This is a genomic window from Streptomyces sp. NPDC008079, assembly GCF_042957385.1.
In the GTDB taxonomy this organism is placed as follows: domain Bacteria; phylum Actinomycetota; class Actinomycetes; order Streptomycetales; family Streptomycetaceae; genus Actinacidiphila.
In genome coordinates, this window is the sequence record NZ_JBIBIC010000012.1 from 89,674 (window position 1) to 110,399 (window position 20,726).

At 70.9% G+C, this 20,726-nt stretch carries 17 protein-coding genes; 3 read left to right on the forward strand and 14 right to left on the reverse strand.

Going from position 1 to position 20,726, the window contains the following annotated elements; genetic code table 11:
• Positions 1-3: 3 nt before the first annotated feature.
• From ACFZAM_RS24085 to ACFZAM_RS24140, 12 genes are all read right to left on the reverse strand, one after another.
• Positions 4-270: a hypothetical protein gene (locus ACFZAM_RS24085; RefSeq protein WP_391049193.1), complete on the reverse strand. Its 267-nt coding sequence runs from the start codon at positions 268-270 to the stop codon at positions 4-6.
• Entirely contained in the window at positions 267-1,211 is a 945-nt protein-coding gene (locus tag ACFZAM_RS24090) for an SPFH domain-containing protein (protein ID WP_355347925.1), read from the reverse strand. Before ACFZAM_RS24090 ends, ACFZAM_RS24085 begins: the two co-directional genes overlap by 4 nt.
• Before the next feature lie 166 nt (positions 1,212-1,377).
• A complete protein-coding gene (locus ACFZAM_RS24095; protein ID WP_391049197.1) occupies positions 1,378-2,826 on the reverse strand; it encodes a catalase in 1,449 nt (482 codons plus the stop codon).
• 452 nt (positions 2,827-3,278) lie between these two features.
• A complete protein-coding gene (locus tag ACFZAM_RS24100; protein ID WP_391049200.1) occupies positions 3,279-5,573 on the reverse strand; it encodes a SpoIIE family protein phosphatase in 2,295 nt (764 codons plus the stop codon).
• A 56-nt stretch (positions 5,574-5,629) separates the two neighbouring features.
• Positions 5,630-6,304, reverse strand: a complete 675-nt coding sequence (locus ACFZAM_RS24105; protein ID WP_355348005.1) for a class I SAM-dependent methyltransferase — start codon at positions 6,302-6,304, stop codon at positions 5,630-5,632.
• A gap of 284 nt (positions 6,305-6,588) precedes the next feature.
• Complete coding sequence (locus tag ACFZAM_RS24110) at positions 6,589-7,263, reverse strand: DUF402 domain-containing protein (RefSeq protein WP_355347933.1); 675 nt, start codon at positions 7,261-7,263, stop codon at positions 6,589-6,591.
• A gap of 23 nt (positions 7,264-7,286) precedes the next feature.
• Positions 7,287-8,672, reverse strand: coding sequence for a class II fumarate hydratase (locus ACFZAM_RS24115; RefSeq protein ID WP_355347935.1), 1,386 nt, complete (start codon positions 8,670-8,672; stop codon positions 7,287-7,289).
• Between the two features lie 133 nt (positions 8,673-8,805).
• On the reverse strand, positions 8,806-9,297 hold the full coding sequence (locus ACFZAM_RS24120) for a DoxX family protein (RefSeq protein ID WP_355347938.1): 492 nt from the start codon (positions 9,295-9,297) through the stop codon (positions 8,806-8,808).
• Positions 9,298-9,316: 19 nt separating this feature from the next.
• Positions 9,317-11,074: a discoidin domain-containing protein gene (locus ACFZAM_RS24125; RefSeq protein WP_391049204.1), complete on the reverse strand. Its 1,758-nt coding sequence runs from the start codon at positions 11,072-11,074 to the stop codon at positions 9,317-9,319.
• 17 nt (positions 11,075-11,091) lie between these two features.
• Entirely contained in the window at positions 11,092-12,975 is a 1,884-nt protein-coding gene (locus ACFZAM_RS24130; protein ID WP_391049205.1) for an adenylyl cyclase, read from the reverse strand.
• A gap of 96 nt (positions 12,976-13,071) precedes the next feature.
• Entirely contained in the window at positions 13,072-14,178 is a 1,107-nt protein-coding gene (locus ACFZAM_RS24135) for a DUF1996 domain-containing protein (protein WP_355347946.1), read from the reverse strand.
• Between the two features lie 685 nt (positions 14,179-14,863).
• Positions 14,864-16,519, reverse strand: a complete 1,656-nt coding sequence (locus ACFZAM_RS24140) for a FumA C-terminus/TtdB family hydratase beta subunit (protein ID WP_391049208.1) — start codon at positions 16,517-16,519, stop codon at positions 14,864-14,866.
• Positions 16,520-16,651: 132 nt separating this feature from the next.
• Between ACFZAM_RS24140 and ACFZAM_RS24145 the strand changes: the two genes are divergently transcribed.
• Positions 16,652-17,347, forward strand: a complete 696-nt coding sequence (locus ACFZAM_RS24145; protein WP_355347952.1) for a DUF1707 domain-containing protein — start codon at positions 16,652-16,654, stop codon at positions 17,345-17,347.
• 333 nt (positions 17,348-17,680) lie between these two features.
• Positions 17,681-18,034: a WhiB family transcriptional regulator gene (locus ACFZAM_RS24150; RefSeq protein ID WP_188281299.1), complete on the forward strand. Its 354-nt coding sequence runs from the start codon at positions 17,681-17,683 to the stop codon at positions 18,032-18,034.
• A gap of 138 nt (positions 18,035-18,172) precedes the next feature.
• On the opposite strand, the gene glpX is transcribed toward ACFZAM_RS24150, so the two are convergent.
• Positions 18,173-19,204, reverse strand: a complete 1,032-nt coding sequence (gene glpX, locus ACFZAM_RS24155; RefSeq protein WP_355347954.1) for a class II fructose-bisphosphatase — start codon at positions 19,202-19,204, stop codon at positions 18,173-18,175.
• A gap of 164 nt (positions 19,205-19,368) precedes the next feature.
• On the opposite strand from glpX, the gene ACFZAM_RS24160 reads away from it, so the two are divergent.
• The gene (locus ACFZAM_RS24160) at positions 19,369-19,926 is read left to right on the forward strand and encodes a DUF4245 family protein (RefSeq protein ID WP_391049212.1); all 558 of its coding nucleotides are present in this window, start codon (positions 19,369-19,371) and stop codon (positions 19,924-19,926) included.
• 106 nt (positions 19,927-20,032) lie between these two features.
• On the opposite strand, the gene ACFZAM_RS24165 is transcribed toward ACFZAM_RS24160, so the two are convergent.
• Positions 20,033-20,626 (reverse strand): malonic semialdehyde reductase, encoded by a 594-nt coding sequence (locus ACFZAM_RS24165; protein ID WP_391049214.1) that lies wholly within the window; start codon positions 20,624-20,626, stop codon positions 20,033-20,035.
• Positions 20,627-20,726 lie beyond the last annotated feature (100 nt).

Consider the following 20,726-nt stretch of genomic DNA (forward strand, 5'->3'; position numbering starts at 1 on the left):
GGCCTACGTACCGGCCGACGGCTTCGGGGGCCGGCCGCGGCGGGGGAGGGGGCGGGTCGCGCTGGGCAGGCGGCCCGCCTCGGCGAGGGCGCGGCGCAGCAGGAACTCGATCTGCGCGTTGGTGCTGCGCAGCTCCGCCGCCGCCCAGGACGCGAGGGCGTCGTGAACGGCGGGGTCGAGCCGCAGCAGCACCTGCTTGCGTACGGTGCGGGCGGCGGTCTCCCCGCCGCCCGCCCCGTCGGGCCCGTCGTCGGGCGCGGAGGAGGTCACTGGTAGAGGGTGCCCGTGTTCAGGACCGGCTGCGCGGCGCGGTCACCGCAGAGCACGACCAGCAGATTGCTGACCATGGACGCCTTGCGCTCCTCGTCCAGTTCGACGATCCCCTGCTCGGCGATCCGGGACAGCGCCGACTCGACCATGCCGACCGCGCCGTCCACGATCGTCTGCCGGGCGGCCACGATGGCCCCGGCCTGCTGCCGCTGAAGCATCGCGGAGGCGATCTCGGGCGCGTAGGCGAGGTGTGTGAAGCGGGATTCGATGATCTTCACACCGGCCGACTCGACGCGGGCGGCGATCTCGGCGGACAGCCGCTCGGTGATGTCCTCGGAGTTGCCGCGCAGCGAGATCGACTGGCCGTCGTGGGCGTCGTACGGGTAGTTGGTCGCGATGTGCCGGACGGCGGTGTCGGTCTGGATGCTCACGAACTGGACGTAGTTGTCGACCTCGAAGGTCGCCTGCGCGGTGTCCCTGACCTGCCAGACCACGACCGCGGCCAGTTCGATCGGGTTGCCGTACGCGTCGTTGACCTTCAGCGTCGAGGTCTCGTGGTTGCGCAGCCGGGTGGAGATCTTGCGGCGGCTGGTGAAGGGGTTCACCCAGCGCAGGCCGTCCTGCCGGATGGTGCCCTGGTAGCGCCCGAAGAGCTGGCACACCCGCGCCGAGCCCGGCGCGACCTGGGTGAGGCCGAACAGGGTGATGAACGCGCAGAGGACGACCACCGCGCCCGCGACGATCAGCGTGGTCGCGAGGGCGCCGGGGTGGTCCTTGGCGTGCACCGCCCCCGCGACGATCAGCGCCACACCACCGGCCACCACCACCAGCGCGAGCAGCAGAAAGGGCAGACCGGGCATGCCCACCGCCCGTCGCTCCTGCACCCGCGGCGCGGGCATGTCCGGTGCGTCGACGGCGAGCTGTGGTTTCTGGTCCGACATGGCGGGTCCCCGTTCCTCCGAAAGTGTCTATCAAAGAGATATCACATTTTTGGGAAACCCAAACCTTGGCAAAGCCTCGAACCCGCACCGGACCCGCCCCCGGACGCGATGCAGCCCCGGGGCACGGGACATGATCACGTGCCTCGGGGCTGCGCTTCGGTGGGCGTCAGCCGGTCTTGACCTCACCGGCGATCCGGTCGCCCAGCGACTGGTCGACATTGCGCCAGTACGTCAGCGCCCGCTCCAGCACCGGCGCGCTCACCCCGTCGCTGAGGTGGCCCGCCACGTTCGACACCAGCCGGGCGCGCGCCGCGTCGTCCAGCACCTCGCGCACCATCGTGCCCGCCTGCCCGAAGTCGTCGTCCTCCGCGTGCAGCGCGTACGCCTCGCGCACCATCTCGCCCGCCGCCCGCCAGCCGGTGACCTCCCCGTACGCCTGCGGCGAAGCGGCCGGTCCGCCGTACGAGTTGGGCGCGTACGGCGCCCCCGCGTTCGACGGCTCGTACCGCATCGGGCCGTCCTTGGCATAGGAGTTGACCGGCGAGTGCGGGCGGTTCGGCGGGAGCTGGGCGTAGTTGGGGCCGATCCGGTACCGGTGGGTGTCCGGGTACGAGAACAGGCGGCCGAGCAGCATCTTGTCCGGGGACGGGCCGATGCCCGGCACCATGTTCGAGGGCTCGAACGCCGCCTGCTCGATGTGGACGAAGTAGTCCTCGGGGTTGTGGTCCAGCGTCATCCGGCCGACCTCGATCAGCGGGTAGTCGCCGTGCGGCCACACCTTCGTCAGGTCGAACGGGTTGAAGCGGTAGTCCGCCGCGTCCTCGAACGGCATGACCTGCACATACAGCGTCCACGACGGGTGGTCGCCGCGGTCGATGGCCTCCCACAGGTCCTGCCGGTGGTAGTCGGCGTTCTGGCCCGCGAGGGTGTCGGCGTCCGCCTGGGTGAGGAAGTCGATGCCCTGGTCGGTCTTGAAGTGGTACTTCACCCAGAACTTCGTGCCGCCGCCGTTGACCCACATGTACGTGTGCGAGCCGTAGCCGTTCATGTGCCGGTACGACTTGGGGATGCCGCGGTCGCCCATCAGCCACGTCACCTGGTGCGCGGACTCCGGCGAGAGCGTCCAGAAGTCCCACTGCATGTCGTTGTCGCGCAGCCCGTTGTCCGGGCGGCGCTTCTGCGACCTGATGAAGTCCTGGAACTTGATCGTGTCGCGCACGAAGAACACCGGGGTGTTGTTGCCGACCAGGTCGTAATTGCCGTGCTCGGTGTAGAACTTCAGCGCGAAGCCGCGCGGGTCCCGCCACGTGTCCGGGCTGCCCTGCTCACCCGCGACCGTCGAGAACCGCGCCAGCATCTGCGTGCGCTTGCCCGGCTGGAACAGGTCGGCGCGGGTGAACTGGCTGACGTCGTTGGTCACTTCGAACCGGCCGTACGCCCCGCTGCCCTTGGCGTGCACCACCCGCTCGGGGACCCGCTCCCGGTTGAACTGGGCCATCTTCTCGATCAGGTAGTGATCCTGCAGCAGGATCGGCCCGTCGGCCCCCACGGTCAGCGAGTGCTCGTCGCTCTCGACCGGGATACCGGCGTTGTTGGTGGTGTACGGGGTGCTCATCGAGAGTGTCCTCACGCTCGGGAGTCGTATGACCTCGCTGCTCCCCACCTTCCCACCGAATATGCCTGTCGGCACGCTGAGCCACCTTGCGGTGACCCTTGGTCACGCTGGTGGCCGAGTCACCGGGCTGCGTTCGCGCGAGGGGCTGCGCCCCTACGGCACCGCTGCGCAGGTGGGTTCGCCGGTAGCCAGCGAGCCGAAGGCGGCGCCGGTGTCGAAAGCGACGATGAGCAGGGAGCGAGGAACGAGCGACCGTCGAAGAGGACCGTCGACACCGGATCTAAGCCGCCGGAGGCGAGAGGGCGGCAAAAAAAGGGGAAGGACGGTGAGCATGGGAAAGACGGCTCCCACGCACGGTCCGCCGCCACGCTGAGCTGACGCAAGAGGGTGCCGCGGGCGTTCACCCCCCACGGCAACCCCACCCAAGACGGCACCCCCACCCCCGTACGGCCCTAGATCGGGAGCTCGAACCACACCACCTTGCCCGCGCCCAAGCGGGTGGCGCCCCAGCGTTGGGCCATGCGGTTGACGAGGTAGAGGCCGCGGCCACCTTCCTCCTCCGGGGCGGCGTGGCGCATGCGCGGCAGAAGAGGCGCGTCGTCGCCGACTTCGCAGCGCAGGACGTCGGTGCGCAGGAGGCGCAGGGTGATGGGGCGCTCGGCGTAGCGCACGGCGTTGGTGACGATCTCGCTGACCAGGAGTTCGGCGGCGTCGGACTGGTCATCGAGGTCCCAGCGGCGCAGGGCCTGGCGGATCAGGCGGCGGGCGCGGCCGGGCGTCTGGGGGTGCGGCTCCAGGAACCAGTAGGCGACGTCGCTGGGCGAGATGCCGTCGAAGCGCGCGGCGAGCAGGGCGATGTCGTCGTCGCGGTCGCCGGGGCCGAGGATCTCCAGCACCTCGTCGCACAGCGGCTCCAGCGGCGGCGGCGAGACCACGCTGGCGGCGTCGTGCAGACGTTCGCGCAGCAGCTCGATGCCGCCCCACACGTCACGGCTGCGGGACTCGACCAGGCCGTCGGTGTAGAGCAGCAGGGTCGCCCCCGCGGGGGCGGGCAGCTCCACGGCCTCGAAGGGCACCCCCCCGACGCCGATCGGCGCGCCGGGCGGCACGCGCAGCACCTCGGCGAGACCGTCGGCGTGCAGCAGCACCGGCGGCGGGTGGCCCGCGTTGGCGACCACCAGCCGGTGGGCGATCGGGTCGTAGACGGCGTAGACGCAGGTCGCCATGCGGTCCTGGCCGAGCCGCTGGGCCTGTTCGTCCAGGTGGTAGAGGACTTCCTGGGGCGCCAGGTCGAGCCCGGCCAGGGTCTGGACGGTGGTACGGAGCTGGCCCATGATCGCCGCGGAGGTCATGGAGTGGCCCATGACGTCGCCGACGACGAGCGCCACCCGGCTGCCGGGCAGCGGGATCGCGTCGTACCAGTCGCCGCCGACACGCGCGGACTCGGCCGCCGGAAGGTATCTGCTGGCGAGCTGGACGCCGGTCGGCTGCGGCAGCGAGTCCGGCAGCATCTCGCGCTGGAGGGCGTCCGCGATGTACGCCTCGCGGCCGTAGAGCACGGCCTTGTCGACGCCGAGGGCGGTGTGCGTGGCGAGCTGGGCGGCCACCAGCAGGTCGTCCGCCTCGAAGGGCGTACGGTCCGCGCGCCGCAGCAGCACCGCGGCGCCGATCACCCGGCGACGGCCGCGCAGCGGTGCCAGCAGGGCGCGGCGCCCGGTCGGCATGCCCGGCAGCGGCCCGTCGCTGTGGTCGGGGCGGCCGAGGAGTTCGGCGAGCGCGTCGGCGGCGCGCGGGGAGTCGGCGAAGACCGGCCGTACGCCGCGCAGCACTTCCGCCAGCGGCCCGTCGAGCAGGACCGCGATGGACTCGGCGGCGCCGCCGTACGACGACTCCAGGGCGGGCAGCAGCGGCGCCGCGCCGACCGGGGCGGTCGCGGTCGCCAGCGGGTCCGCGGGCTCCTCCAGGCCGCCGTCGGCGCGCCGCAGCCGCAGCCGCAGCGGCCCGGACGGCCGCTCGTCGCCGACCGGCAGCGGGTCGCGCAGATAGACCAGGATCGCGTCGGCGAAGGCGGGCACCGCCGAGCGGCACAGGCCGAGCAGGATCTCGTCGAGGTCGAGCCCGCGGGCGATCCGCCGGGTGGCGGCACCCACGTATCGCAGCCGGTCGGCCTCGGGACCGGTCTGCACGGGCATCGGGATGCGCATCCCCACAGAATCCTCGTCGCCGGGGTGTCCCGCCGCTTCCAGCGGTGTGCCGCGCGGCGGAGTGCTGACGAACGACGCCAGCGACTCGCCCTCCGGCGGCGCCGTCCAGCCGGAGCCGTGCGTCGGGATGGGCGGCAGCGGCGGCAGGTGCGGCTCCACGGCGCGCGAGGGTCCGCGCGGGGTCTCGGGGGCGGATCCGCCGGGTATGGCCGAGGGCCGGTCCGCGCCGGGGCGGTCGGTGGCAGGGCGCTCGGCCGCCGGGTGGTCGGCGCCGGGGCGCTCGGCCGGCCTGCCCTCCGGCTCGTTCTCGTCGTGCGGGCGGGCCCCACCGGGGCGCGGGGGTGTGGCGGAGGCCGCCGAGGCCAGGCCGCGCGCCGACTCGAAGTCGCGGGCGGCGCGGGGCAGCTCGTGGTGGCCCGCGGCCGAGCCGAGGCCCGCAGCGGTACTCGGCCCCGAAGGCGTCTCGGGTACGGCGAAGCCGCCACGCGGGTCCGGTGGGGTCGCGGCGTGGTTCCTGGGCGTACGGGGCGGGTCCGTGGTCACGCGAGTCGTTCCATCCGTCTGTGCGCCACGCGCTGGCCGCGGCGGGTCGGGCCTGGTCAGGCGCGTCGGCAGGAGAGGAAGATCTGCTCCTCCGGCGGCACGTCGGTGCTCGCCGGTGCGTAGGCGTACGAATCCTCCTTGATCACCTCGAAGCCCGCGTCCACCACGACATGGCGCAGTTCATCCCTTAGATAACCGGATACCCGGATGGTGTGACCGAGGAACGGAATCGGCACATTGTCCAGATCGGCTTCCACCATCGACACGGCGAGCAGGCCGCCGGGCTCCAACAGGCCGTGGAGCGCCCGCAAGGTGCCGGGGATCTCGTCCTTGGGCAGCATGAGCAGCGAGAAGAACGCGGCGACCGCCGCGAAACTTCCCGGCGCCAGCGGCCCGCCCTCGGTGAGGTCGGCGAAGTCGGCCTGGACGAAGTCGGCCGCGGGCACGTTCACCCGTGCCTGCGCGAGCATTCCGGCCGACAGGTCCACGCCCGTCACCCGCAGCCCCGCGTCGGTGAACTGGCGCGCGGTCGGCAGTCCCGTACCGCAGCCGAGGTCCAGCACACGGGCACCGGCGGGCAGGGTCTCGACGAGCCATTCACCGGCCCTGACCTGCCCGTCCTTGTGCGGGAACGCTTCGTCGTACCGGTCGCCGATCGCGTCGAACGCCTCGGCCTGGCCGGTACGGTCCCTGCCCTGATCCTCGTGATCGTCGGCAGGGGGGATCCCCATGTGCTCGTAGCCGCCGGTTCCCACCGTTCCGGGCCTCCCTGACTGCTGCTGGATGGCTGCTGCTGAATGGCTGTACGAATGGCTGTGTTCGCGTCGCTGTGACGTAGCGTCAAACTCTAGGCCGCGATCGGCAATTGCGCAGTGTTCCGGAGCACGATCCTACGGTTGGGGGTCAGGGACGCAACAAGGGGCTCGGAGGTTCACTCCCGCCCCCCACGGCTTACGCCCGCTTACGCCCCCTACCGTACGCACCGCGGCCCTACCCTCGGCTCGGCCCGCCGCTTCTACGACGGCGGCCGGTCCCAGTCCGGCGGCAGCGCGGGCACCGGCCACGCCGGGTCGGGCCGCCAGTCCTCCCAGCCGTCCCGGAACGGCGGACCCCAGGCCCTGACCACCCCCGCCGCGCGCTCACCGGCCCGCCGCACACGCGCCGCCAGCTCCGCCGGCATCAGCCCGTCCGCCTGCGCCTGCGCGAACTCGTCCTCGTCCAGCCAGCGCCAGGAGCGGTCCGGGTGGACCGAGATGTCGAGGAAGTGATCCTCCGAGTCCACCCCTCCCGACCAGCGCCGACGAGGTTCCTCAAGGTTCACATACCAGCATTTGAACCGCCACCCGGGCTCCCAGAACAGCCACACCGACCACGGCTCGCCCGGCCGCGCCAGCTTCAGCACCCCGGCGCCCCACCACGGCTCGACCCGCGCCACCCGCGGCTTCACGTACCGGCTCGCCAGCGGCTCCCGGTGCACCGGCGTCCCGTCCGCCAGCACCGGCTTCACGCACGCCGTACCGGGCGCCATCCACACCGCGAGCAGCTCCGCGTCGTCGCGCACCACGGTCACCGGACGGCAGATGTGCACCGCGTCCGTGCCGTTCCCCCGGTAACGCCACAGCACCTGCGCGCCGGGCGTCCAGAAGTGGCGCTCCCCGGCGCGGGTCGAGAGATCCGCTTCGGCTGTCATGAACAGAGTTTACGGAAGCACTGTTACGGATGCGTCATACGCAGAACGTCCAGCGCCTCGTCGAGCTGCGTTTCGGACAGCAGACCGCGTTCGACGTAACCGGACTCGATCACCACCTCGCGGATCGTCTTCCGCTGCGCCAGCGCCGTCTTCGCGACCTTCGCGGCCTCCTCGTACCCGATGTAACGGTTCAGCGGAGTGACGACCGAAGGCGAGGACTCGGCGTACTCGCGGGCCCGCTCGACATTCGCCGTGATCCCGTCCACCGTGCGGTCCGCCAGCAGCCGCGTGACGTTGGCGAGCAGCCGGACCGACTCCAGGACGTTGCGGGCGATCACCGGCAGCATCACGTTCAGCTCGAAGTTGCCCGCCGCGCCCGCCACCGAGATGGCCGTGTCATTGCCCGTCACCTGCGCCGCCACCATCAGCACCGCCTCCGGGACGACCGGATTGACCTTGCCCGGCATGATCGACGAGCCGGGCTGAAGGTCGGGCAGCGCGATCTCGGACAGCCCGGTACGCGGCCCCGAGGACATCCAGCGCAGGTCGTTGGCGATCTTGGTGAGGCCGACCGCGATCGTCCGCAGCTGCCCCGAGGTCTCCACGATGCCGTCCCTGGCGCCCTGCGCCTCGAAGTGGTCGCGGGCCTCGGTCAGCGGCAGCCCGGTCGCGCGCGCCACCTCCGCGATCACCGCGGCCGGGAAGCCCGCCGGGGTGTTGATGCCGGTGCCCACCGCCGTGCCGCCCAGTGGCAGCTCCGCCAGCCGCGGCAGCGAGGACCGCAACCGCTCGATCCCGTACCGCACCTGCGCCGCGTAGCCGCCGAACTCCTGGCCCAGCGTGACCGGCGTGGCGTCCATCAGGTGCGTGCGGCCCGCCTTCACGACGGTCGCGAACTCCGCCGCCTTCGCCTCCAGGGACTCCGCCAGACGGGTGAGCGCCGGAATCAGGTCGCCGGTCACCGCCGCCGTCGCCGCGATGTGGATGGAGGACGGGAAGACGTCGTTGGACGACTGCGAGGCGTTGACGTGGTCGTTGGGGTGGACGTCGCGGCCCAGGCGCTCGGTGGCCAGGGTGGCGATCACCTCGTTGGCGTTCATGTTGGACGAGGTGCCGGAACCGGTCTGGAAGACGTCCACCGGGAAGTGCTCGTCCCAGCGGCCCTCGGCGACCTCGGCCGCGGCCTCCTGGATCGCCTCGGCGGTGTCCTTGTCCAGGACGCCCAGCTCCGCGTTGACCTTCGCGGCGGCGGCCTTGATCCGGGCCAGCGCCGCGATGTGCGCCCGCTCGATCCGCTGCCCCGAGATCGGGAAGTTCTCCACCGCGCGCTGCGTCTGCGCCCGCCACTTCGCCTCGGCGGGCACCCGTACCTCGCCCATCGAGTCGTGCTCGATCCGGTATTCGCTCATGCCTATAACAGTGCCCGGGAACACCAGGGTGTTCCCGGGCACTGTCTCCCCGTGGTGAGATCGGCCGAATCCGCGCGCAGCCGCGCGAGCCCGCGTGGAGCCGGGCGAGGCCGCGTGAGATCCGCGCGGAGCCTCAGGCGGGCATGGCCAGCCGGCCGTTCCCCCCGTCCTGCGCCTCCTGCGCGTCGAGCGCCGCCCGCGCGGCCGACCTGCGGTCCGCGAGCAGCCGGTCCAGCGCCAGGGCGCCCGGCCCCGAGAAGACGATCAGCAGCAGCGTCCAGCAGAAGAAGACCGCCGCCTCACCGCCGTTCTCGATCGGCAGCAGCCCCCGGTGCTGATGGACGTCGAAGTACGCGAACGCCATCGACCCCGAGCCGATCAGCGCGGCCGGCCTGGTCGCCAGCCCGAACAGCACCAGCACACCGCCGACGAGCTGGATCAGCGCCGCGTACCACCCCGGCCACCGGCCCGCCGACAGCTCGGCCGTGCCGAGCACGCCGAAGAGCGACGCCACACCGTGGCAGGTGAACAGGAGCCCGACGACGATACGGAACAGGCTGAGCGCGTACGGCTGGGCCCGGTCGATGCGGGAGTCCGAACCCGTACCGGTAACGGTGTCCGACATGAGCGCACCTCCTCTCCGCTTAGTTGTAGACGCCGAATTCGTAGAGCGAGTACCCGTAGGCCGTGCCGCGCTGCGTGCCCGTCAGGCGCACATAGCGGCCGGTGCCGGAGACGTCGAGGTCGTCGATGTCACCGTTGCCGTCGGTCACGGACTTCACCGTCGTCCAGTTCTGCCCGTCGTCGGAGGTCTGGATGTCGTACGCCTTGGCGTACGCCGACTCCCAGGAGAGCTGGACGTGGTGGAAGGCGGTGGTGGCGCCCAGGTCGACCTGGATCCACTGCGGGTCGCTCCAGTCGCTCGCCCAGCGGGTCCCGGCGTTGCCGTCCACCGCGTTCGACGGGGTGCACGGGCAGCCGCCGGTCGGGTCGGTCTGGTACGTGGAGGCCGTCGCGGGCTTGTTGAGCGCGACATTCGTACCGTTCGGCTTCGGCGGCACGATCCGCACCGACTTGGAGCCGTAGCTGACGTTGCCGTGGTTGTCGGTGGCGCGGACGTACGCCTCGTACACGCCGACCTTCTCCGGCGCCTTCGCCGTCAGCGTGCCGCCGTTCTGCGTGGTCGCGGCCGGGGTGAGCGAGCCGTTGTTGTCGATGTAGATGCTGCTGAACAGCACCTGGTACGTGATCGGGTCGTTCTCCGGGTCGGAGGTCGAGGTGGTGATCGTCACCGTGCCGCCCGCGGGCACGCCCGAAGTGGCGTTGTCCACGGTCATGTCGGTCACCAGCGGCGGCTGGTTGTCACCTGAGGTGTTCCCGCCGTACGCGCGCTTGACCGCGTAGTACGAGGGCCGCTTCAGGCCGTCGGGCACCAGGTTGAACCAGATGCCGCCGAAGTCGTCCTCGTTGCCGTAGTGGAAGAGCGTGGCGCCCAGCGCCACACCGGGGTGGCCGGCCACGCAGTTCCACGCGTTGGTGTAACCGTCCGCCTTCTGCTGGTCGGTGGGCTCGTCCGCCACACCGTTCGCGTCGTTCGGCACCTCCCACGAACCGGCCGGGCCGCCCTCGGTGATGATGTACGGCTTGTCGTAACCGCCGCTCTCCCACGCCGACTTGACGTTGCAGACGTCCTTGTAGGAGTTGACCGCCAGCAGGTCCAGGTCCGGGGTGTTGCGCTTGTAGTACGGCCACGCGCCCGTCCACGCGTCGGTCGACGTCACTGGGTGGTTCGGGTCCGCCGCGTGCACCGCCTTCGACAGGTCGTTGACGAAGGAGGTGTACGCGTTGCGCTCCTGCTCCAACTGGTCACCGCTGTAGCAGTTCTGGAGCCCCAGCACCGACTCGTTGCCGACGTCCCACATCAGCACGCCCGGGTTGTCCTTGTAGGTGTTCACCCACTTCGGGAACTCCGCGAGCATGTTGTTCTTGTACGTGGTGTCCGTCAGGTAGTCGACACAGCCGCCCGAGCCGGGACCGCCGCCCGGCTGGAGCCAGAAACCGGCGATCACCTTGATGCCGTTGGCCGCCGCCGCGTCGAACAGCGGCGCGCTGCTCGCGTCCGTACCCCACGTACGGATCGTGTTGACGCCCATCCGTGCCACGTCCGGCAGGTCCGCCGCCGCCTGCGAGGGCTGCGGACCCCACGTCAGACCCTTCACGGTGTACGGGGCGCCGTCCACGGTGAGCTGCCAATTGCCCTGCGAGCCGGTCACCTTGACCACGCTGCCCGCCGCCTGCGCGGCCGGGGCCTGCACGACGGCGAGACCCGCCGCGACCAGTGCCGCCACCGCGAGGGGCGCCAGGCCGCGCCTGGCCGTCCTCCTGATCACATGTGCGCGCATCTCGTCCTCCGAGGGGGTCACGGGTAGCTCACCAGGTAGGAGATACCGGAGTTGGTGTTGTTCACCGGGTCTCCGGTCTCGTTGACGACATGGCTGATCGTCCCGTCGTTGCCGAGCGAGACGGTGACCATGTCGTGCAGCCGCACCCCGGACGTGTTCGGCACCAGCAGGGCGCTGTCGGCGACGACGCTGGGGTCCGCGAGGAACAGGCAGTAGCTGCCCAGCCCCCACGCCTCGTGCGAGGCGACCGAGTCCGCCACCTGGTAGGCGGCGTAGCCGTGCCGCGAACCGTCCATCCAGGCCGCCTGGTTGGGCGGGTCGTACGGCATCTCGTTCTGGAAGAAGTACGTCCGTCCGGCGTCGCCGTTCCAGAGCACCTCGGTCTTCTGGTGGTGCTCCACGAACAGGCCGTACATCGTGACGCGCGCGCCGTTGACGACCAGGCCGGTGTCGCTGGTGTTGACGTCCCAGCCGACACCGCTGCCGTGGTCGGCCCGCCACAGCCACAGGTTGTCGCCGATCACGTCGGAGCTGTTGATCTCGACGCTGACGGTGGCCTTGCCGGCCTGCGCGCCGCCGATCCGCACGAACACGTCCTGGAGGAGCGTCGGGTCGCCCGCGTGGCCGCCGTCGGCGCCCTGCGGTCCGACGCGGACCAGCACCGCGGAATTCGTGGCGCCCGCGTCGATCAGCAGCCCGGAGATCTTCACACCGTCGACGTCGGCGACGGACAGCGCGGTGATGCCGTTGTCCGGCAGCAGCGTGGCGATGCCCAGGCCCAGCACGACCGTGCCCGCCCGCGTCACCTCCACGGTCTGGTCGAGGGCGTACACGCCCGGCGTGACCAGCAGGTGCTTGCCCTGCGCCAGCGCGGAGTTGATCGTGGCCGCCGAGTCGCCCGGCTTCGTGACGTAGAAGTCGGTCAGCGGGATCGACTCGCCCTGCGCGCCGCCGTTCCAGGTCACCCCGCGGGCGTTGCTGTGCAGCGCGGGCACGAACACCTGGTACGCGCCGGACCCGTCCACGTACAAGAAGGGCTTCTCCCGGATCACCGGGGCGCTGTCGACCACCGTGTGGGAGGGGTAGGGGAAGTTCTGCGGCGGCGCGCCGTCCACGCCGACGAAGACCATGTTCCATACGGAACCGGCCCATTCGCCGAGCGCGCTGTTCCGGGTCAGCCACTGCTGCTGGGAGCCGGACACGACCCGGCCGTCCACCTTGCAGTCGGCCATGAAGCCGCCGCTGGACCAGCCGTCGTAGCCGTTCCACAGCGGGACCTCGCCGCGGATGTGCACGCGGCGCAGCGGGGCGGCCTGCGAGACCGCCCAGCGGTTGGAGCCGCCGGTCGGGGTGACCGACAGATTCTCGGCGCTGCGCCAGAAGTTCTGGGTGGCGTTGCCCTGCATCCAGTCGGCCTCGACGTGCACCAGGCCGTGGATGTCGACGTCGTCGGGGGACAGGCCGAGACCGGCGACGTGGGTGTAGAAGCCGACGTTGACGTCGAGTCCTTCGTACGTGCCCGGCTTGAAGAACAGCGCGAAGCGGTCGGTGCCGAACTGGTTGGACTCCTGGCGGCGGAAGACGTCCGAGACCTTCGCCTGGATGTCGGCGATCGGCATCGAGGGGTCGAAGACCAGGACGTTGGGGCCGAAGTCGGGGTCCGCGGCGGCGGCGCGCGGACCGGCCGTCGTACCGGCCGTCGTACCGTTCGCTCCGGCCGCGGTGGCCGCCGAGGCGCGGCCCGCCAGTACCGGGGTGGCCGCGAGGGCCGCCAGCGCGCCGAGGGCCGCGCGCCGGGAGAAGACGGATGTCACCGGTGAGCCGGGTGTGCCGGGTGTGCCGGTCGTGCTGCTTGTGCTGCTTGTGGGGGGTTGAGAGGGGGGAAGTGCGGGGCTGTTCATAGATCACCTGTGTGTTGGGGGGACAGGTTTCCGGAGAGCGCTCTCCCACGGGGTCGGGTAAAGCCCGGCCCGCGCGGGAGAGCGCGGTGTCCGGGCTTACGGCAGTTGGTAGTTCTGGTTCAGAGCCGCGCCCTTCTGGGGCTGCGACTGGTCGTAACCGCGGGCGTCGCACTGGAGTCCACCGTTGATGCAGTGGGTGACCAGCGCGTTGAGGGTCGGGGCGTCCCAGTCGTTGAAGAAGTCGTAGTGGAAGGAGAAGCCCTGGCCACTGGAGAGGTGGACCTGCGACATGTCGCCGTTCACCGGCCAGGCCATCTTGAACTCGATCATCGGCAGGGCGACCGGGTGGTCGGCCGGGCAGACGTTCTGGTTGGCGCCGCCGGCGACCGGGTAGGCCATGTGACTCTTGTGGTCCGGCACGTCCAGGTGGATGCCGTCCCAGCAACTCGGCGCCTGGAGACGGATGTTGAGCTGCGTGTCAGGCGTGTTGGGGCAGCTCACCGGGATGTTCCAGTTGTGGTAACTGGTCCCGCACTCCCAGCCCTCGACGGTGCCTTTGAGGTGCTGGAACTCGTCCTGCGTCTGGCTCGGGCTGCCGACCACGAAGCGCAGGCCCTTGGGGAAGGGGCGGACGCTGGTGTAGTCGTTCACGGACGACTTGTAGTAGATCGTCTGCGTGCCGACCGGCAGGATCTTCTGGGTGCCCTTGAACAGACTCGGCATCCAGTACGCCGACTTGTCGCCGGGCGCCAGACACACCGTGTTACCGGTCTCCAGTGAGGCCGTCGTGGAGTTGCCGTTCGTGCTGGTGTTGCCCATGAAGGTGTGGTCGTGCGACGCCCCCGGCTGGCCGGGGAAGACGATCGGGTCGTCCGGCGCCGTGTGCGTGGGGGCACACTGGGCCTGGAACTCGTGGAAGTACGCGTGCGGCGGCTCGTACGTCGACGGCGTCACGCCGGTGACCGGCGGGTTCGCCATGATGTAGCCGTCGCCGTCCGGGTCGTCGCCGGACGCCAGTCCGTTGCCGGTCAGCGGCATCGCCATGCCGGGCATCCCGGCGTGGTCGGCCGCGTGGTCCGCGGCGGCCGGTGTGCTGGCGGAAGCGTTTCCGGTCGTCATCGCGACCCCGCCGATACCGAGGCCGGTAGCGGCGAGTGACAGGGCTATGAGCAGCCCCGGGATCCTTCTGGTCCTCCGTGCCATGGAGACCTCCTGCTTGATGGTGCGCATGGGGGGCTGACGGCACGACGTGGCGGCAGGCGTCATGACGGGCCGTCAGTTGGGAGAGCGCTCTCCCAGGTACGGAATGTTCCGCTCCCGCTAAGGACATGTCAACGGTTGATGAATCGGCCCCGCTGCGCGAGCCGGGCATTCCGCCACCCCCCGACCACCCTGGCCTGCAAGCCCTCCACTTCTTGCGGATTTCGTGAAGGTCCACCCCCTGCCCTTGGCCTATACCAACCCCCGGCGCCACGCGCTGGCGTTCACCACCGACCCCCAGCGCCACGCGCTGTCGTAATCAGCGGTCCCCCCGCCGGGCCGCCCCTTGGGCACGGGCGGGTGGTGCCCCGCCGCCGTGCGGTTCTCGGCCGGCCCCGCCGCCCGGGCGCTGCGTGCTGGCGTAATCAGCGGCCCCCCGCCGGGCCGCCCCTTCGGCACGGGCGGGTGGTGCCGCGCAGGGTGGTACGTGCCCGTGCCCGCCTCTGCGGAGGTCCGCCCCCCTGCCGCGGGTCTGCACGCAGCCGTGCCGCCAGCGCCCCGCAGGGCGGTACCCGCCCGTTCCCGCGCCGTGCGCGTCCGCGGCTACCGCCCCCGCGCGGCGCGCGCCCCCCCCGCGGCGGCCCCCCGCGGCGCGGCAGACCCGTAGGCGGCGAGCTTCCCGCAGGGGTCAGGCGCCTTGGCGGCGGGGGATGGTGGTGAAGGTGGGGGAGGGGGAAGGGTCTTGGAAGAAGTCGTTGCCCTTGTCGTCGACGACGACGAAGGCGGGGAAGTCCTCGACCTCGATCTTCCAGACGGCTTCCATGCCGAGCTCGGCGTATTCGAGGACGTCGACCCGCTTGATGCAGTCCTGGGCGAGGCGGGCGGCGGGGCCGCCGATGGAGCCGAGGTAGAAGCCGCCGTGGGCGGCGCACGCGTCGGTGACCTGCTTGCTGCGGTTGCCCTTGGCGAGCATCACGAAGGAGCCGCCCGCGGCCTGGAACTGCTCGACGTAGGCGTCCATCCGGCCCGCGGTGGTCGGCCCGAAGGAGCCCGAGGCGTACCCCTCGGGCGTCTTGGCCGGGCCCGCGTAATAGACGGCGTGGTCGCGCAGGTACTGCGGCATCTCCTCGCCCGCGTCCAGCCGCTCCTTGATCTTGGCGTGCGCGATGTCGCGGGCCACGACCAGCGGCCCGGACAGCGAAAGCCGGGTCTTCACGGGGTACTTGGTCAGCTCGGCGCGGATCTCGTCCATCGGCCGGTTGAGGTCGACGCGTACGACGTCGTCGTCCAGGTGCTCGTCGGTGGTCTCCGGCAGGAAACGCGCCGGGTCCGTCTCCAACTGCTCCAGGAAGACGCCCTCGGCGGTGATCTTCGCCAGCGCCTGCCGGTCCGCCGAGCAGGACACCGCGATGGCGACCGGGCACGACGCGCCGTGCCGCGGCAGCCGCACCACCCGCACGTCGTGGCAGAAGTACTTCCCGCCGAACTGCGCCCCGATCCCGATCCTCTGCGTCAGCTCGAAGACCTTCTGCTCCAACTCCTTGTCCCGGAAGCCGTGTCCGGCCGCCGAGCCCTCGGCAGGCAGCTCGTCCAGGTAGTGCGCGGAGGCGTACTTGGCCGTCTTCAGGGCGAATTCGGCGCTGGTCCCGCCCACCACGATCGCCAGGTGGTACGGCGGACAGGCCGCCGTACCCAGCGAACGGATCTTCTCCTCAAGGAACTTCATCATCGACGCCTCGTTCAGCACCGCCTTCGTCTCCTGGTAGAGGAAGGACTTGTTGGCGCTGCCACCGCCCTTGGCCATGAAGAGGAACTTGTACGCGCCGCCGTCCGTCGCGTACAGCTCGATCTGCGCGGGCAGGTTGGAGCCGGTGTTCTTCTCGTCCCACATCGTCAGCGGGGCCATCTGCGAGTAGCGCAGATTGAGCTTGGTGTACGCGTCGTAGATCCCGCGCGACAGCGCCTCCTCGTCGCCGCCCGCGGTGAGGACCTGCTGGCCGCGCTTGCCCATGACGATCGCCGTACCGGTGTCCTGGCACATCGGGAGCACGCCGGCCGCCGCGATGTTCGCGTTCTTCAGCAGGTCGAGCGCGACGAATTTGTCGTTGGGGCTCGCCTGCGGGTCGTCCAGGATGCGGCGGAGCTGCGCGAGGTGGGTCGGGCGCAGGTAGTGGGAGATGTCGTGCATCGCCTCGGCCGCGAGCAGCCGCAGCGCCTCCGGATCGACCGTGAGGAACGTACGCCCGTCCGCCTCGAAGGTGCTGACACCCTCGGCGGTGAGCAGGCGGTACGTGGTGGGGTCCTCGCCGAGGGGAAGCAGATCCGTGTAGGCGAACTCAGGCATGGGGCATTCCTCACTCGGCGGCGGCGCTGCGGCCTCCCGATTCTAGAACGCCCCCGAACGGCCGGGCGGGCCGGACCCCTAGGGGGTACTTCGGGGTAGTCGCGATCTATCGCGTCTGTGTACCGTAGGGACGTGGACGAATCGCAGCTCCAGAAACGCGCGCAAGAGCAGCCCCAGCCGGTGCGTACGGGCAAGCCCACCGCGGAAGCGGACCTGCGGGCGTCGGACGCGGACCGGGACCGGATCGCCGACATCCTGCGCGAGGCCCTGGCCGAGGGCCGTCTGGACTCGTCGGAGCACTCCGAGCGGCTCGACCAGGTCTACGCGGCCAAGACGATGGGCGAACTGGAGCCGCTGGTACGGGATCTGCCGGTGGGCAGGACCAGCGCACCGGCGCCCGCCCCCGCGGCGCGCGGCGGTTACCACTACGCCCCCGACCCCAGCGGCGAGAACCCGAACCTGGTCGGCATCCTCGGCGGGGCCGAGCGCAAGGGCCGCTGGCGCGTCGGCCACCGGATCACCGCGGTCGCGATCATGGGCGGCGTCGAGATCGACCTCACCGAGGCCACGTTCACCTCGCCCGAACTGGTCATCCACTGCACCGCGATCATGGGCGGCATCAGCGTCAAGCTGCCGGAGAACGTGACGCTGCGCGGCGGCGGGGTCGTCGGCATCATGGGCGGCTCCGACGTCAAGGCGTTCGAGGCGCCGGACGCCGACGCGCCGGTGGTCCGCATCGACGGCTTCGCCTTCTGGGGCGGCGTCGAGGCGAAGGCCAAGCGCGGCAAGAAGGTCAAGGACTGGACGAAGAAGAACCTCGAGAGCTGAGGCGCGGGACCGGTCGGGGGAGCCTCCGGCGCCGGGGTGAGGCGGCCTCGCGCACGGGTGAGCGGGCAGCGGCGGTTTCACGCCCCCCGACTCCGTAACGGCTGTGATTGATGGTGCGTAAGTGCGCCAAGCATCGTGCGTGTTTCCGCCATCCGCAGGTCACAGGCTTGCGGGGCTCTCGCGCCGGGCGAACACGGTGCGCATGAAGTCGCGTACAGCGGGTAGGGGTTCGAGCACGCCGCCGCACTGCCGCCGTTGAGATCCGCGCCCGCCGGGGGAGTGGTCGGTGACGCGCCAGGGTGGCAATCGCCGAGCCGTCGTCAGGAGTATCCCGTGCTTCAACCGATCGAGCCCGTCACGGACACCGCCTACCCGCCCGGTCATCCGCGGGATCTGGGCGGGCCCTGGCACTCGGAGGCCGCCTGCCGCAGTGACGAGGCGGGGCTGTTCTTCGCCCCGTCGAAGGAGCCCACTGCCGCTCGTCTGTCCCGGGAGGAGGCGGCCAAACGCGTGTGCGCGCGCTGCCCGGTGATGCTCGAATGCCGCGAACACGCCCTGCTCCAGCCGGAACCGTACGGGGTGTGGGGCGGCATGACCGCCGCCGAGCGCCGCGTGGTGCTGGCCCGCCGCCGCCGTCGCGAGGTCGAACTCCAGCGCCCCGACCCGCAGATCGCCGCCGCGGGCTGACCGTACGGCTCAGCGGCTCAGGAGTTTCGTCGGCCGGGCGCCGCCCGCCGCGCCGCATCCGGGAATACGGGGCCCGAGTGCGCCGCGGCAGGCGGCAGCCGACATACCGAAGGACGTACCGAAGACGGGGAGCGGGCCTCAGCGCGCCCGGTCGAAGTCGATCGCGCTGTACGCCCGCAGCTTGGACAGCCGGTGCGTGGAGTCGATCTGCCGGATCGTGCCGGACTTGGAGCGCATCACCAGCGACGAGGTGGTGGCGGTCTCCGCGCGGTACCGCACCCCGCGCAGCAGTTCGCCGTCGGTGATCCCGGTGGCGACGAAGAAGACGTTCTCGCCGCTGACCAGGTCCTTGGTGTGCAGAATCCGGTCCAGGTCGTGCCCGGCGTCCAGCGCACGGCGCCGCTCGGCGTCGTCCTTCGGCCACAGCCTGCCCTGGATCGTGCCGCCGAGGCAGGTGATCGCGCAGGCCGCGATGATGCCCTCGGGCGTGCCCCCGATGCCCAGCAGCATGTCCACGCCGGTGCCCTCGCGCACCGCCATGATCGCGCCCGCCACGTCGCCGTCGGCGATGAACTTGATCCGGGCGCCGGTCTCGCGGATCTCCTTCACGATGCCGTCGTGCCGCGGCCGGTCGAGCACCACGACGGTGACGTCCTCGGGCGCGCTGCCCTTGGCCTTGGCGACCCGGCGCACATTGACCGCGGGCGGCGCGGTGATGTCGACGTACTCGGCGGCCTCGGGGCCGACCACCAGCTTGTCCATGTAGAAGACGGCCGAGGGGTCGAACATGGTGCCGCGGTCGGCGACGGCGAGCACCGCCACCGCGTTCGGCATGCCCTTGGCGGTCAGCGTGGTGCCGTCCACCGGGTCGACGGCGACATCGCACTCGGGCCCGGTGCCGTCACCGATCCGCTCGCCGTTGTAGAGCATCGGCGCCTCGTCCTTCTCGCCCTCGCCGATGACGACGACGCCGTTCATCGAGACGGTGTGGACGAGGGTGCGCATCGCGTTCACCGCGGCGCCGTCGGCCCCGTTCTTGTCGCCCCTGCCGACCCAGCGTCCGGCCGCCATCGCGGCGGCCTCGGTGACGCGTACGAGTTCCAGTGCCAGGTTGCGGTCGGGGGCCTCCGGGCTCACTTCGAGCTGGGGCGGCAAATGCTGTTCGGTCATCACGCGCACCTTTCTGTACGAGGACGGCCGGAATATGAGGGTGTTCCGACCCTATCGGTTCGGCGCGAATATGAGCAGGGTGCACGTCACATGAGCGCCTGGTGCCCGGTGCGGGCCGGGGCCCGTGGAGGGTGCGGACCCCGGCGTCCGGGGCCGTTCCCGGCATGGGGGACGATGGTCGGGTGGCAGCAGACAAACGTGGCAACAAGACCGTGCGGGACCTGGTGCTGTCGATGGCGGTGATCGGCGCCGTCGCCGCCCTCATCTACGTGTTCATCCCGCACGACTCGAAGGCCGACCCGACCAAGCCGGTCACCTTCTCGGTGGAGCTCGGCCAGGCGCGGCGCGACGCGCCGTACAAGGTGGCGGGGCCCGAGGGGCTGCCCGCGACCTGGCGGCCCACCTCGGTCACCTACAGCGCGGCCGACCCGCAGGCGGTGACCTGGCACATCGGCTTCGTCGACCCCGAGGACCAGTACGTCGCCGTCGAGCAGAGCAACGCCGCGGCGGAGCCGTACATCAAGGACGTCACCTTCGGCGCGCACCGCGACGGCGGCCGTACGGTCACCGCGGGCGGCCTGGTCTGGGAGCGCTACGCGGGGCCGAAGTACAACGCGCTGGTCCGCAAGGAGCAGGGCGTCACCACGGTGGTACTGGGCACCGGCAAGGACGCGGAGCTGACGACGATGGCCGCCGCGCTGAAGGAGCGCGGCGGCCAGTAATCGGTAGCCGGTCATACGGACATACGTCCCACCGGTAGCCGGTCATACGGACGTACGTGTGACCAGGTGCCCGGTCATACGGACATACGTCGGTCCGTCGTACGGATCAGACGGTCGTCACGACCTGCTCGTACGACAGGCGCGGGTTGCGGTCGTACCAGGCGGCCTCGCCCGGCTTGCCTATGTTGACCACGGCCAGCACCGAGTGCTCGCCGTCCGCGAAGAACTCCTTGTTGATGCCGTCGGCGTCGAAGCCGGTCATCGGGCCGGCGGCCAGACCGGCGGCGCGAACGCCGATGATGAAGTAGCCGACCTGGAGCGCGGCGTTCAGCGCGGCGGACTGCTCGCGGACCGGGCGCTCGGCGAAGATCACGTCCTTGGCCTGCGGGAAGACCGGGAGCAGGGTGGGCAGCTCCTCGTGGAACTCGTTGTCCGCGGCCAGGATCGCCACCAGCGGCGCGGTCGACGTCTTCGCCTTGTTGCCCTCGCTCATGTGCCGCACCAGGCGCTCGCGCCCCTCTTCGGTACGGGCCAGGACGACGCGCAGCGGCTGCTGGTTGAAGGCGGTCGGCGCGTACTTCACCAGGTCGTAGATGGCCTGGACCTGCTCGTCGGTCACCGGCTCGTCGGTGAACGTGTTGGCGGTGCGGGCCTCACGGAAGAGCAGGTCCTGGGCGGCGGTGTCGAGCACGAGAGTCATGCGGGATCCTCAGGTCTTTCGGTCGTGCGAGGGGGGCGCGCCGGGGGGCGGCGCGTCGGAACACTCCGACCAACCTGGGTGAACGTTCAACCATTCCCTG